The following is a 13834-nucleotide window of genomic DNA, read 5'->3' as shown; positions in this document are numbered from 1 at the left end:
TAAATATTGACTTAACATTTCTTATAAAAAACAACAATGTATAGCAATATTAAAAATTTTTCATTATTTATAGTTTGAATCGTGTTATAAAATGAAAAGCGATGAGATTAAGATGTAATAATACAACATATATATAAATATAACTTCGTGCCACGCAGACGGTTAAAATCATGTATAATAGCTAATAATACATATTATTAGGAGATACATAATTAATGATGAAAAATAAACTAACATTAAAAGAGAATCTATTTATCGGCTCAATGCTGTTTGGTCTATTTTTTGGTGCTGGAAATCTCATTTTTCCAATTCACTTAGGTCAAACTGCGGGGTCAAATGTATGGACCGCCAATTTAGGATTTCTTATCACGGCTATCGGACTACCTTTCTTAGGAATTATAGCGATAGGTGTATCTAAAACAAACGGGGTCTTTGAAATTTCCTCAAGGATAAGTAAAATATATGGTTATTTGTTCACAATTGGCTTATATCTTGTTATAGGTCCGTTTTTTGCGTTGCCAAGACTTGCGACGACGTCATTTGAAATAGCATTTTCACCATTTATTTCATCTGGTACGGCCCAAGCGTTGTTGCCTATTTTTAGTATTTTATTCTTCGGAGTAGCGTGGTTATTTTCGCGTAAACCTTCTAAAATATTAGACTATATTGGAAAATTCCTAAATCCGGTCTTTCTCATCTTGCTTGGAATTGTTGTTGTGCTTGCATTTATCCGTCCTATGGGTGGAATTAGTCATGCGCCAGTAAGTGCTGATTATAGCAATAGCGTGTTACTCAAAGGGTTTATCGATGGATATAATACATTAGACGCTTTGGCATCATTAGCATTTGGTATTATCATTGTTACTACAATTAAAAAGTTGGGGATTACTAATCCGAATACAATCACTAAAGAAACTTTAAAATCAGGTACGATTAGTATTATAGCTATGGGCGTTATTTATACTTTATTAGCTTTAATGGGTACGATGAGTTTAGGTCGTTTTAAAGTAAGTGAAAATGGTGGTATTGCGCTTGCTCAGATTGCACAACATTATTTAGGGGATTATGGAATTATTATTTTGTCACTAATCATCATTGTGGCATGTCTGAAAACAGCAATAGGATTGATCACAGCCTTTTCGGAAACATTTACAGAGTTATTCCCTAAATCTAACTATCTTTGGTTAGCTACTGGGGTGAGTATATTAGCTTGTATATTTGCTAATGTAGGTTTAACAAAAATTATTATGTATTCAACACCAGTATTGATGTTCATTTATCCTTTAGCGATTACTTTAATTTTATTAGCGTTACTTAGTCCATTATTTAAACATTCTAAGATTGTCTATCGATTTACAACATTATTTACAATGGTGGCGGCATTTGTAGATGGTGTGAAAGCAAGTCCAGAGTTCTTTGTTAATACAAAATTTGCACAAACAATCATTGGATTTGGAGAAAATTATCTCCCATTCTTTAACATTGGTATGGGATGGATTGTTCCAGCATTTTTTGGTTTCATTATTGGTATTATTGTATACTTTATGACTGCTAAAAAATCGTCCCACGTACAATAAGGTTGAGGTAATAAATGATATAACTGCGAATTTCTTAATTATTATATTTCAAGATTATTATAGTTTTTAAATACATCATTTTATTAATAAGTATATTAATTGTTAGTGAGATAATATTTAATAGTACTACTCCACAAAAAAGAGAGGGCGAATTCGCTCTCTCTTTTCTTGGATTTTTAAAAGTGAATAAAAAATTATTAAGCACGGAATAGAGCTACTTAATATTTTTTCATAGTTAACCGACGTTGACAGAGGAACATATATTATATGATAAGTTTACTTTTTATATGTTTGTGACATATAGTAATAAGTAAATCGTTATTAATAAATACAATTCATGTTAATAAAGTTGAATTTAAGAAAAGTTGTTTATAAAATAAATACACTCGATAAGTATGGGTGTTGAAAAAGTGTTAAATAATTACAATTATATATTATTTAGAATTCGATAAAGAAGGTGACGAAATGCCTAGAATTTCCAAAAGACAATTAATATTAGAATCGGCCGCAGCTATTATTAATGAAAAAGGTGCTGATTATCTCACGTTGGATGCTGTAGCTCAAAGGGCTGGAATAAGTAAAGGTGGTTTATTTTATCATTTTAAAAGTAAAGATGAACTCATCAAAGAGCTGGTTAACTATGCCAATAATTTGTACAGAGATAACGTGAACCAACACATCGGTAATGAAAAGAACAAAAAAGGGCAATGGCTCAACGCATTTATAGAAGCGACAAGAGCACATCGTACGGATAATGCGCCTATTACTTCTGGAATGTTAGCGGCGCAAGGGACTAATAGAAGTTTATTATCACCATTAAAGACCTCATATCAAGAATGGCAATATCAAATTACCCACGACGGGTTAGATGAGGTAGATGCAACCATTATTCGTTTAGCTGTCGATGGTTTATGGTTGTCGGAAATATTCGGAATTAGTGCTATAGATGAAGAAATGAGAGAGAAAGTTATTGAACGTTTAAAGATGCAAATAGAAAAAAATTAAATAAGCTATATCCATAGAGCAGGGTGATGTATCGTACATCGCTCTGTTCTTTTTTGTGTAAAGTCAGTTGAAACTAAACCGACTAGTTGGTATAGTAATCAATGTCATAAAAAAATAAAACTTTTAGAGGTGTTAATGATGCAAAAAGTTGTTTTAACAGCAGCTATTACTGGCGCTGGAGATACAATACAAAAAAATGAGAACGTACCAGTTACACCACAAGAACTTGCAGATTCAGCAATTAAATGTGCACGAGCAGGAGCAACTGTCGCACATATTCATGTAAGAGATCCTGAAACTGGAGGAGTAAGTCATGATCCAGAACTGTATGCTGAAACAGTTAGATTAATTAGAGAAGCTGATGAAGATATCGTCATTAATGTGACATCTGGTGGCGGTGGAGATTTCATTCCAAGTCTAGAACATCCAGAGACAGGTGGAGAAGGAACTTGGATTCAAACACCAGAAGAACGTTTTAAACCTATTGGTGACTTATTACCAGAAATGTGTACATTAGATTGTGGCAGTGTCAACATGGGAGATGCAATATACTTAAGCCCTGCATCGTGGTTACGTAAACAAGCACAAATGGTTAAAGATGCAGGAGTCAAACCTGAGCTTGAATGTTTTGATACAGGTCATGTGAGTTTTGCCAAACAAATGATAGAAGAAGGATTAATTGATGGAGACCCTATGTTCCAATTTTGTTTAGGTATTCCTTGGGGTGCAGAGAATGATCCTGAAACAATAGAATATCTTAAATCACGTATACCAGAAAATGCACATTGGTCAGCATTTGGCATTGGTAAGATGCAACTGCCAACTGTAAGAGAAGTTGCGCAACGTGGAGGAAATGTTCGTGTTGGATTGGAAGATAATATTTATTTAAGAAAAGGTGTAAAAGCAACGAATGAAGCATTGGTAGAAGAGGCAAAAAGAATTTTAGCAGAACTAGATATTGAGCCACTTACACCTGCTGAAGCAAGAGAAAAATTTAATCTTAGAAATCCTCATGGTAAAGGAGACAAATAATGAAATTCGCAGTTGTTGGAACAGGTGTAATTGGTAGTGGATGGATTACTAGAATGCTTGCGCATGGTCATGAAGTGATTGCTACTGATCCAAGTGAAGGTGCATATGAACGCATGTTGACACAAGTTAAACAAAATTGGCCTTACGCAGAGCAAATGGGCCTTGCTGAAAATGCATCAATTCAAAACCTAACATTTACACCACATTTAGAAGAAGCGGTCAAAGATGCGGATCATATTCAAGAAAATGTACCAGAAGTAGAAGAAATTAAAGATGCTGTATTAAAAGAGATTGATTTTTATGCGAAACCTGAAGCAACAATTGGTTCAAGTACATCAGGAATTATGCCTTCAGAATTACAAGCTAACTTATCACATCCTGAACGATTAGTTGTTGCCCATCCATTTCACCCGGTATATATTTTGCCATTAGTCGAAATTGTGCCAGGTAAGCAAACATCTGAAGAAACAACAGTTAAAGCCGAACAGATTTATGAAAGTATTGGTATGGATGTTTTACATGTGCGTCATGAAATAGAAGGACATATTGCAGATCGTCTTATGGAAGCATTATGGCGTGAATCATTGCACATAGTTAATGATGGTATTGCAACAACAGAGGAAGTTGATAAGGCGTTTACCCATGCAGCAGGTTTACGTTATGCACAATATGGTCCATTTATGACGTTCCACTTGGCAGGTGGTGAAGGTGGTATGCGTCATATGTTAAAACAATTTGGGCCAGCTTTAAAAAAACCTTGGACAAAACTCATCGCGCCTGAACTGACAGATGACTTATATCATAAAGTAGTAAGTGGTAGTGAAGCATCTTCTCAAGGATATACAATGTCTGAACTTGATCAAAAAAGAAACGAATTTCTAATTAAAGTGAAAGAATTAGCAGAACAATATTGGCCAAGTGATAGTAAAGCGATGAAAAAGTCTAACGGAGCGGAATTACAATGATGAATCAACAGTATGTGTTTCACACAAAAGTGCCTCGTGATTGGGTAGATCATAACGGGCACCTAAATGATGCAATGTATAACCGAATTTTCAGTGATACAACAGATGATTGGTTAGGTCATTTAGGCTTAACTATTAATGCCATTCAATCTTATCAATATACCGTATTCACCTTAGAAAATCATGTCATGTTTCTTAATGAAATGAAAGAAAATGAAGATGTCATTGTTAAAGTACATCTTCACGATTATGATAGCAAACGATTACATGTCCTAATGGAAATGTTTAATGCAGATGATGATTTATGTGCAACATATGAAGTGATGCTGATGGGCATTGATACGACTTCAGGAAGACCTTCAGCCTTTCCGAACGACATTTTGAATAACATTGAACACTATTATAATATTGAGAATGTGGAGATGACATCTCAATATATAGGTCATCGTATTGGCATCAAGAAAAAGCCAAAAAGCAAAGAGTAATACAACTTAGAATTTAGATGAATATGATTTAAGGACTCTTTTGTGCCTTGTTCTTACTTAGATTACTTTGTATAACATCACAATGAGTCCTTATTTTTTAACAAATTGAATTACCTATAGAAAGGAATGGACATATGTTAAGTATTAAAAACTTATCAAAGGTCTATGCAGGTGGTAAAAAAGCTGTAGATAATATGACCATAGACATTGAATCAGGAGACTTTATTGCATTTATTGGGACAAGTGGTAGCGGTAAAACAACTGCCCTTAGAATGATTAATCGTATGATTGAATCTACAGAGGGAGAAATTACCATTGACGGTAAAAATATCAAAGAGCTTAATCCGGTTGAGCTTCGTCGCAGTATCGGTTATGTCATACAACAAATCGGCTTAATGCCACATATGACAGTGAAAGAGAATATTGTTCTCGTACCAAAGTTATTAAAATGGTCACAAGAGAAAAAGGATGAGAAAGCGAAAGAACTTATACGCTTAGTAGATTTACCAGAAGAATATTTAGATCGATATCCTTCAGAATTATCAGGTGGTCAACAACAACGTATTGGTGTTGTAAGAGCACTCGCAGCTGAACAAGATATTATTTTAATGGATGAACCGTTTGGTGCACTCGATCCAATAACAAGAGATACATTACAAGACTTAGTCAAAAAATTACAACAACAATTAGGAAAGACATTCATTTTTGTTACACATGATATGGATGAAGCAATCAAACTTGCAGATAAAATATGTATTATGACAAATGGACAGGTGGTTCAATATGACACGCCAGATAATATTTTACGTAGTCCAGCGAATGATTTCGTTAGAGACTTTATTGGTCAGAATCGCTTAATTCAAGATAGACCTAATATCCGTACAGTTAAAGATGCGATGATTAAACCCGTGACAGTACATGTTGACCGTTCTCTTAATGATGCGGTGAATATTATGAGAGAGAAAAGAGTCGATACGATATTTGTTGTCGGCAATGATGAGCATTTATTGGGTTATTTAGATATTGAAGATATTAACGAAGGATTAAGACATCATAAAGAACTTATAGATACGATGCAACGAGATATTTATAGAGTACGTATTGATAGTAAGTTACAAGATTCTGTTCGTACAATTCTTAAACGTAATGTACGTAATGTACCCGTTGTTGACAGTGATAATAAAACATTATTAGGCCTTGTCACTCGAGCTAACCTTGTAGACATTGTTTATGACAGTATTTGGGGAGAGTTAGAATCGGATAACAATGATAATCATTCTGGGATTGTTGAACCCGAATCCACAGGAGTTGAGACACCATGATAAAGTTTATTTCGGAACATAGTGGTATGTTATTTGCAAAGACATTCGAACATTTGTACATATCGATAGTGGCATTGGTTATTGCAATGATCGTAGCGGTTCCTTTAGGCATTTTATTATCTAAAAAAGAAAAGCTTTCGAAAGTGTCATTGACGATAGCTGGCGTTTTACAAACGATACCTACATTAGCGGTATTAGCTTTAATGATTCCATTATTTGGCGTAGGAAAAACACCTGCAATTATAGCGTTATTTTTATATGTATTATTACCAATTTTAAATAATACGATTATAGGCATTCAAAATATAGATTCCAACCTTAGAGAAGCAGGACGTAGTATGGGAATGACTAACTTTCAATTGATGAAAGATGTTGAGTTGCCACTCGCATTACCATTAATACTTAGTGGAATTAGACTGTCTTCGGTCTATGTCATTAGTTGGGCAACATTGGCAAGTTATGTTGGTGCTGGTGGTTTAGGTGATTTTATCTTTAACGGATTAGCGCTATTTGAACCGAGTATGATTATTACTGCAACTATTCTTGTCACTGCTATTGCACTTATTGTAGATTATGTTTTATCACTGATTGAAAAATGGGTTGTACCTAAAGGATTAAAAGTTTCCAGATAATCATTGAAGGAGGATAATATGAAGAATTATAAAAAATATCTGATTGTTTTAGTATTATGTCTAACAGTGTTATCTGGATGTAACTTACCCGGTTTAAAAAATAGTCATTCAGATGACGATGTTAGAATCACAAGTTTAGGAACAAGTGAATCACAAATTATATCGCACATGCTGAGATTACTTATTGAACATGATACAAAAGGTGAAATTAAACCTACCTTAATTAATAATTTAGGTTCAAGTACGATTCAACATAATGCTGTCACAAGTGGCCAAGCTAATATGTCAGGTACGCGTTATACAGGCACTGACTTAACAGGGGCGTTGAAAGAAGATCCGATTAAAGATCCTAAAAAGGCCATGAAAGCGACACAAGAAGGATTTAAAAAGAAATACAATCAAACCTTCTTCAATTCGTATGGTTTCGAAAACACGTATGCATTGATAGTGACAAAAGAAACAGCTAAAAAATATCATTTAGAAACTGTTTCAGACTTGGAAAAACATGCGAAAGATTTAAGAGTAGGTATGGATAGTTCATGGATGGACCGCAAAGGTGACGGTTATCCAGCATTTAAAAAAGAATATGGTTATAGCTTTGGTACTGTGAGACCCATGCAAATTGGCCTGGTTTACGATGCACTTAGTTCTGGCAAATTAGACGTAGCAGTAGGTTATTCTACAGATGGGCGTATTTCAGCATACGATTTAAAAGTGTTGGAAGATGATCGTCGATTCTTCCCACCATACGATGCCAGTCCACTTGCATCAGATCAATTGTTAAAAGAGAAGCCAGAGCTCAAACCGATTGTTAAAAAATTAGAAGGTAAGATATCAACAGAACAAATGCAAGAATTAAATTATCAAGCTGATGGTAAAGGAAAAGAGCCTGCAACAGTTGCAGAGGACTTCTTGAAAAAACATCATTATTTTGAAGACGATGACAATAAAAAAGATAAACAGAAAGGTGGTCAATAAACATGGAAGGGAATTTAATACAACAACTCGTTCACTACTACCAAATGAACTTTGGCTACCTATGGGAATTGTTTGTTAATCATTTGTTAATGTCTGTTTACGGTGTTTTACTAGCATGTTTAGTGGGCATACCTCTTGGTATCATCATTGCAAGATTTGGTAAATTATCAGGTGTGATTATTACTATCGCGAATATTATTCAAACTGTTCCGGTTATTGCTATGTTAGCGATATTAATGCTTAGTATGGGACTCGGTATGAATACAGTCATTTTTACTGTGTTCTTATATGCCTTGCTTCCTATTATTAAAAATACGTATACAGGAATTAATGAAGTTGACCCAAATATTAAAGATGCTGGAAAAGGGATGGGTATGACGCGTAACCAAGTATTAACTATGATTGAGTTACCTCTGTCACTTTCAGTTATTATAGGTGGTATTCGGATTGCCCTTGTTGTAGCTATTGGTGTCGTAGCTGTAGGTTCATTTATTGGTGCGCCAACATTAGGTGATATTGTGATTAGAGGTACAAATGCAACTGATGGAACACTATTCATTCTAGCAGGTGCAATACCTATCGTTATCATTGTCATACTTATAGATGTTTTATTACGTTTATTAGAGAAAAAGCTAGATCCAGCTACGTAAGTGATTTAATTTTTTATACAGGGAGGAGTGAGCCAAGATTATGGCTCATATTACATTAAATTATTTATCTAAAACTTTAGGAATGCATCAAATGATTAATGTCATTCTTCCAGAAGATAAAAGTTACTTTGATACAAATGAAAATGCGAAACCATTAAAAACTATGTTATTGCTACATGGTTTATCAAGTGATACTTCCTCTTATATGAGATATACGAGTATAGAACGCTATGCGAATACCCATCAACTAGCAGTGGTGATGCCTAATGCTGATCATAGTTTCTATTCAAATATGGCTTATGGACATAGTTATTATGACTATATACTAGAAGTTTATGATTATGTTCATCAAATATTTCCATTGTCTAAAAAGAGAGAAGATAATTTTATAGCAGGTCACTCTATGGGAGGTTATGGTGCAATCAAATTTGCATTAACGCAAAGTTATCGTTTCTCAAAAGCCGCCATGCTTTCAGCGCCATATGATGTTTCTATGTTTGGTCAATATCAATGGTATGATTTTACTCCAGAAGCGATTGTAGGTAATACGCAACATGTCGCGGGGACATCTTTTGATCCATACTATTTAGTTGAACAAGCAATAGACAATGGACAAGCGTTACCACAACTATATATTACTTGTGGAACTGAAGATGAACTGTATCAAGGTAATATTGATTTTGTGAACTATTTAGATGAAAAAGGTATTCCATATCAATTTAAAAAAGCGCCAGGTAATCACGATTATGCATTTTGGGATAAAGCAATAGAAGATGTCATTGACCGTTTTACATCATCACATATTTAAAAAGAATGTTAGAATATAGTTAAACTCGTACGGCTTTTGTTAAGATTAATAAAGAAGTGGGAGAGCGTACGTATTGAATGAGTTAGATTATTTCAACAATGAAGCGTCCCATGCATGTAAAATTTGAATATAGAACTTTTTTATTTAAGCATCGACTGCTAATATGCTAAGAACGCCTAGGACGACTATTAATGTCCTAGGCGTTCTTTTTTCGTCATTTCTAAAAGATATAACTATGAATAGGTAAATCTTTTTCCACTTTTAAAAGATTATGAGTATATTAAAACTTGTGTAATTAGTAAGCCTCCACCAAATATTAAAACAAACGCGACAACAGGCCATACGAAACGTAACCAGTGTGAGTAACGCATGTTTAACATTTGAAGTGTTGCCATTACAAGTCCAGTAGGCGCTAAGAACAACATTGCATACTGACCGAATTGATATGTTGTAACAATAACAAATCTTGGTATACCTACCGTATCAGCTAATGGCGCAAAGATAGGCATAGATAGTACTGCTAATCCTGATGATGATGGCACGATAAATCCTAAACAGAAAAAGATAAAGAGTAACACGATGATGAATAAAGGCCCACTCATATGTTGCACGATAGATGATGAAAAGTGCAAGATTGTGTCAGAAATCATTCCTTTATTCAATACTAAATTAATTCCTCGAGCTAAACCAATGATTAAAGATACACCTACTAAACTTGAAGCGCCATTAACGAATGCATCTACAGTGCCTTTTTCGCCTAACCCATATTTTCCTGTTCCAGCAATGAACATGATGATAATGGTAAAGATTAAGAATGCAGATGCCATGACTGGGAACCACCATCCTTGTGTCATGACGCCCCAAACCATAATAGGGAATGGTAAGACGAAAAGCGTAAGAATAATCTTTTTACGTAATGTAAACTCAGAAGAACCGTCATCATGTAGCACAGACCATTGTTTTTCAAATGCTGCTTTGTCTTCATAAGAATAAGAGGATTTAGGATCTTTTTTAATTTTTTTACAATACCAGAACAAATAACTAATAACAAATATGGCACCGATGATACAAGCGCCTATTCTCCAATAAAGACCATCAGTAAAAGTTGTTCCTGCTGCATTAGAAGCAATGACGACTGAGAATGGGTTGATTGTTGAGAATGTACTGCCCACAGAACTTGCTAAGAAAATTGCACCGACAGAGACAATAGAATCATATCCGAGCGCAATAAATATTGGAACGAGTACAGGATAGAACGCTACAGCTTCCTCTTCAATGCCACATAGTGTTCCACCCAGAATCATTAAAATCGCTACGAACATAATCAACATAAATTCATGGCCTTTGGTTTTTTGAGTAAGTGCTAACAATCCTGATTCAAAGGACCCGCTCGCTTGAACAATACCAATCAGTCCACCTAGAACAAGTATAAAGACCATAATATCGACGGCTTCGATGGTTCCTTTAACCATGCTACTAGTAATTTGATCAAGACCAGCTGGATGTTGTTTTAGACGTTCGTAAGTATTAGGAATTGAAACGGGTTTATTAATTGCACCAGATTTAAATTGTTCTATTTTGATTTTAACTCCTAATCGATCAAGCTCTTTTTGTGTTCCAGGAACTTTTTTTACTTGATGATGAGGATTGACAATTTTTAATTCTTGGGATGAAGGTTCATATGAAAGTTTTGAGTATGCACCCGCGGGGATTATCCAAGTTGCTATAACTGCGACAACTGTTAGGATAAAGAGAATCATAAATGCACCTGGCATTCTAAAGTTAAAACGTTTTTTCTTTTTATTATCATTGATCGCTTGTTCCAACGGTTTCATCTCCTTCGACAGTTAACCTAAAATAAAAGCCTATCAATTGAATTTGGTTAGTATTTTACATGATTGATTAAGGAAGTGCACCCTGTATGAAATGGAGAGGAGTGGAATAACAGGATGCACTGTATGAATATGATTAAATTAATTTCTACTTATACGTTAAAACGTTACTTTGTAATGAGTGTGCCAATTTTACCTTCTAGTGCTGCATCTAATTGATTTAATGATGTGATGAGCACGCTACCGTTAGGATTATTTTCAATAAAGGAGATGGCAGATTCGATTTTAGGTAGCATGCTGCCTTTGGCAAATTGTTCTTCTTCAATATATGTTTTAAGCGTATCTATATTTGTTGTTTTAAGTGCTTGTTGTTGGTCAGTATGATAGTTGATATAAACATAATCAATCGCTGTTAAAATAATGAGTTGATCACAGTGAATATCAGCACCTAATAATGCACTTGTTTTGTCTTTATCGATGACGGCATCTATACCTTTAAAGCTATCATGCTGTTCGCGAATGACTGGTATACCACCTCCACCTGCAGCGATGACGAGTGTGTCATTTTCTACTAGAGTTTTAATACTTTCCAGTTCGATAATAGATATTGGTTGTGGTGATGGTACAACGCGACGGTAACCTCGACCAGCATCTTCTACAAATTGATAACCTTTTTCCTGTTGAATACGATTTGCTTCTTCTTTAGTGTAGAACAGACCGATGGGTTTACTTGGACTATTAAAAGCTGGATCGCCTTCATCAACTTCTACTTGGGTAACTAGTGTGACAACTTGCTTATCTATGCCCATTGAATGAAGTTCATTTTGTAAACTTTCTTGAAGTTGATAGCCGATGTAGGCTTGACTCATAGCGCCACATTCAGCAAATGGAAAAGCAGGACCTTGATCGTGTTCAGCTGCATAATTCAGACCAAGGTTAATACTTCCTACTTGTGGTCCATTACCGTGACTAATCACAATTTCGTGACCTTTAGTAATTAATCCTACTAGGGATTTAGCTGTATTTTTTACTAATTCAAGTTGTTCTTGTGGTGATTTTCCTAAAGCGTTTCCACCTAAAGCTACTACAATTTTAGCCATTTCACTCACTTCCTTCTATAATTTAGAATTCTCCTAAAGTTGCTACCATGACCGCTTTAATTGTATGCATTCTATTCTCAGCTTCTTGGAATACTACAGAAGCTTTGCTTTCGAAGACATCATCAGTGACTTCCATTTCACTAATGCCATATTTTTTATAAATTTGTTGACCAATTTTAGTTTCTGCATTGTGGAAAGAAGGTAAACAATGTTCAAAAATAACATTTGGATTGCCTGTTTTTTCTAATAATGCTTGGTTAACTTGATATGGTTTTAAAAGTTTAAGGCGTTCTTGCCATACTTCATCAGGTTCGCCCATTGATACCCAAACATCTGTATAAATAACATCAGAATCTTTCACGCCTTTATCAATATCATCTGTTATTAAAATGTTACCGCCATTTTCCGTCGCAATACGTTCGCAACGATTTAATAATTCTTCTGTCGGATTGAGTTCTTTAGGACAAACAAGATGGAAATTCATACCCATAATGGCAGCACCTTGCATTAATGCGTTAGCAACATTGTTACGTCCATCGCCAACATAAGTAAAGTTGATATCAGCATACTCTTTTTTCAATACTTCTTTAGCAGTTAAAAAGTCAGCAAGCACTTGTGTAGGGTGATCTTCATCGGTTAATCCATTCCATACCGGAACACCTGAATATTGCGCTAATGTTTCTACAGTACGTTGAGAGAAACCTCGGTACTCAATACCATCATACATACCACCAAGTACACGTGCTGTATCTTTAGCAGTTTCTTTTTTTCCCATTTGAGAACCTGTAGGTCCAAGATAAGTGACGTGTGCACCTTGATCATGTGCGGCAACTTCGAATGCGCAACGTGTTCTAGTGGAATCTTTTTCAAAAAGAAGCGCGATATTTTTATTTTTTAGCATAGGCTTTTCAGTGCCGATATATTTGGCACGCTTCAAATCTTCGGAGAGTGTTAATAAAAATTCTACCTCTTGTCGTGAAAAGTCTAATAAAGTTAAAAAGCTTCTGTTACGTAAATTTTTCATCAATAACAACTCCTTGTGAATGAATTACAATTTTATTGTAAGCGTTTCCTTGCAGTTTTCAACTTAATTAAAAAATTGTAATTTTTTATTAATAAATCAATGAACTTTTTATTAACATTGAATTTGAATAGTGTGAAATTTGTCAAAAAAGGTTTATGTTTAAGTTAAAACCAACTTTAAAGAATTTAGAAAATTCAATTAAAGTGAATTTAACACATTTTAAATAATGAAGGTAGATTAGAATCAAAATGTAAGAGGTATGTTAGTTGAATAAACCGTAGTAACTTCTTTATATTATTAGTGAATTCTCAAAATAATTGTAAAATTATATTGATTAATCACTTGTTCTTTATTATATTTAGAAACATCTCTTACAATAAACCACAACTTACATGAAATTTAAGCTAACAGTGGATTATTCTAA

The 13834-nt window shown here is 34.5% G+C and carries 13 protein-coding genes; 10 read left to right on the top strand and 3 right to left on the bottom strand.

What is annotated here, in order from left to right; all coding sequences use genetic code 11:
* The first annotated feature begins 215 nt into the window (after nt 1-215).
* From brnQ to AC1Q7N_RS08285, 10 genes are all read left to right on the top strand, one after another.
* On the top strand, nt 216-1577 hold the full coding sequence (brnQ, locus tag AC1Q7N_RS08330) for a branched-chain amino acid transport system II carrier protein (protein ID WP_162158405.1): 1362 nt from the start codon (nt 216-218) through the stop codon (nt 1575-1577).
* A gap of 465 nt (nt 1578-2042) precedes the next feature.
* Nucleotides 2043-2582, top strand: a complete 540-nt coding sequence (locus AC1Q7N_RS08325) for a TetR/AcrR family transcriptional regulator (RefSeq protein ID WP_002437759.1) — start codon at nt 2043-2045, stop codon at nt 2580-2582.
* A gap of 138 nt (nt 2583-2720) precedes the next feature.
* The gene (locus AC1Q7N_RS08320) at nt 2721-3614 is read left to right on the top strand and encodes a beta-keto acid cleavage family enzyme (protein WP_002494032.1); all 894 of its coding nucleotides are present in this window, start codon (nt 2721-2723) and stop codon (nt 3612-3614) included.
* Nucleotides 3614-4579 carry a 3-hydroxyacyl-CoA dehydrogenase NAD-binding domain-containing protein gene (locus tag AC1Q7N_RS08315; protein ID WP_001830516.1) on the top strand — a complete coding sequence of 322 codons (966 nt, stop codon included), beginning with the start codon at nt 3614-3616 and terminating at the stop codon, nt 4577-4579. Before AC1Q7N_RS08320 ends, AC1Q7N_RS08315 begins: the two co-directional genes overlap by 1 nt.
* A complete protein-coding gene (locus AC1Q7N_RS08310; RefSeq protein WP_002500343.1) occupies nt 4576-5064 on the top strand; it encodes a thioesterase family protein in 489 nt (162 codons plus the stop codon). Before AC1Q7N_RS08315 ends, AC1Q7N_RS08310 begins: the two co-directional genes overlap by 4 nt.
* Before the next feature lie 134 nt (nt 5065-5198).
* Nucleotides 5199-6386 (top strand): betaine/proline/choline family ABC transporter ATP-binding protein, encoded by a 1188-nt coding sequence (locus tag AC1Q7N_RS08305; protein ID WP_002446867.1) that lies wholly within the window; start codon nt 5199-5201, stop codon nt 6384-6386.
* Nucleotides 6383-7018, top strand: coding sequence for an ABC transporter permease (locus tag AC1Q7N_RS08300; RefSeq protein ID WP_001830452.1), 636 nt, complete (start codon nt 6383-6385; stop codon nt 7016-7018). Before AC1Q7N_RS08305 ends, AC1Q7N_RS08300 begins: the two co-directional genes overlap by 4 nt.
* Nucleotides 7019-7036: 18 nt before the next feature.
* Complete coding sequence (locus AC1Q7N_RS08295) at nt 7037-7996, top strand: osmoprotectant ABC transporter substrate-binding protein (RefSeq protein WP_001830497.1); 960 nt, start codon at nt 7037-7039, stop codon at nt 7994-7996.
* A 2-nt stretch (nt 7997-7998) separates the two neighbouring features.
* Complete coding sequence (locus AC1Q7N_RS08290; protein ID WP_001830555.1) at nt 7999-8646, top strand: ABC transporter permease; 648 nt, start codon at nt 7999-8001, stop codon at nt 8644-8646.
* A gap of 40 nt (nt 8647-8686) precedes the next feature.
* On the top strand, nt 8687-9454 hold the full coding sequence (locus AC1Q7N_RS08285; RefSeq protein WP_002470523.1) for an alpha/beta hydrolase: 768 nt from the start codon (nt 8687-8689) through the stop codon (nt 9452-9454).
* A 269-nt stretch (nt 9455-9723) separates the two neighbouring features.
* On the opposite strand, the gene AC1Q7N_RS08280 is transcribed toward AC1Q7N_RS08285, so the two are convergent.
* From AC1Q7N_RS08280 to argF, 3 genes are all read right to left on the bottom strand, one after another.
* Entirely contained in the window at nt 9724-11289 is a 1566-nt protein-coding gene (locus AC1Q7N_RS08280) for a YfcC family protein (protein ID WP_002456769.1), read from the bottom strand.
* A 164-nt stretch (nt 11290-11453) separates the two neighbouring features.
* A complete protein-coding gene (gene arcC, locus AC1Q7N_RS08275; RefSeq protein WP_001830533.1) occupies nt 11454-12386 on the bottom strand; it encodes a carbamate kinase in 933 nt (310 codons plus the stop codon).
* A 22-nt stretch (nt 12387-12408) separates the two neighbouring features.
* Nucleotides 12409-13410 (bottom strand): ornithine carbamoyltransferase, encoded by a 1002-nt coding sequence (gene argF, locus AC1Q7N_RS08270; protein WP_002467624.1) that lies wholly within the window; start codon nt 13408-13410, stop codon nt 12409-12411.
* Between the last annotated feature and the right edge of the window lie 424 nt (nt 13411-13834).

Source organism: Staphylococcus sp. GW823-FHT05F06 (assembly GCF_058795495.1).
This window is presented reverse-complemented; position numbering and strand designations above follow the sequence as displayed.

What these genes read in the sequence shown, in the direction of transcription:
- AC1Q7N_RS08285 (WP_002470523.1), top strand. Translation starts at nt 8,687, where the DNA reads ATGGCTCATATTACATTAAATTATTTATCTAAAACTTTAGGAATGCAT.
- AC1Q7N_RS08305 (WP_002446867.1), top strand. Translation starts at nt 5,199, where the DNA reads ATGTTAAGTATTAAAAACTTATCAAAGGTCTATGCAGGTGGTAAAAAA.
- AC1Q7N_RS08325 (WP_002437759.1), top strand. Translation starts at nt 2,043, where the DNA reads ATGCCTAGAATTTCCAAAAGACAATTAATATTAGAATCGGCCGCAGCT.
- brnQ (WP_162158405.1), top strand. Translation starts at nt 216, where the DNA reads ATGATGAAAAATAAACTAACATTAAAAGAGAATCTATTTATCGGCTCA.
- AC1Q7N_RS08315 (WP_001830516.1), top strand. Translation starts at nt 3,614, where the DNA reads ATGAAATTCGCAGTTGTTGGAACAGGTGTAATTGGTAGTGGATGGATT.
- argF (WP_002467624.1), bottom strand. Translation starts at nt 13,410, where the DNA reads ATGAAAAATTTACGTAACAGAAGCTTTTTAACTTTATTAGACTTTTCA.
- AC1Q7N_RS08310 (WP_002500343.1), top strand. Translation starts at nt 4,576, where the DNA reads ATGATGAATCAACAGTATGTGTTTCACACAAAAGTGCCTCGTGATTGG.
- AC1Q7N_RS08320 (WP_002494032.1), top strand. Translation starts at nt 2,721, where the DNA reads ATGCAAAAAGTTGTTTTAACAGCAGCTATTACTGGCGCTGGAGATACA.
- AC1Q7N_RS08300 (WP_001830452.1), top strand. Translation starts at nt 6,383, where the DNA reads ATGATAAAGTTTATTTCGGAACATAGTGGTATGTTATTTGCAAAGACA.
- AC1Q7N_RS08295 (WP_001830497.1), top strand. Translation starts at nt 7,037, where the DNA reads ATGAAGAATTATAAAAAATATCTGATTGTTTTAGTATTATGTCTAACA.
- AC1Q7N_RS08290 (WP_001830555.1), top strand. Translation starts at nt 7,999, where the DNA reads ATGGAAGGGAATTTAATACAACAACTCGTTCACTACTACCAAATGAAC.
- AC1Q7N_RS08280 (WP_002456769.1), bottom strand. Translation starts at nt 11,289, where the DNA reads ATGAAACCGTTGGAACAAGCGATCAATGATAATAAAAAGAAAAAACGT.
- arcC (WP_001830533.1), bottom strand. Translation starts at nt 12,386, where the DNA reads ATGGCTAAAATTGTAGTAGCTTTAGGTGGAAACGCTTTAGGAAAATCA.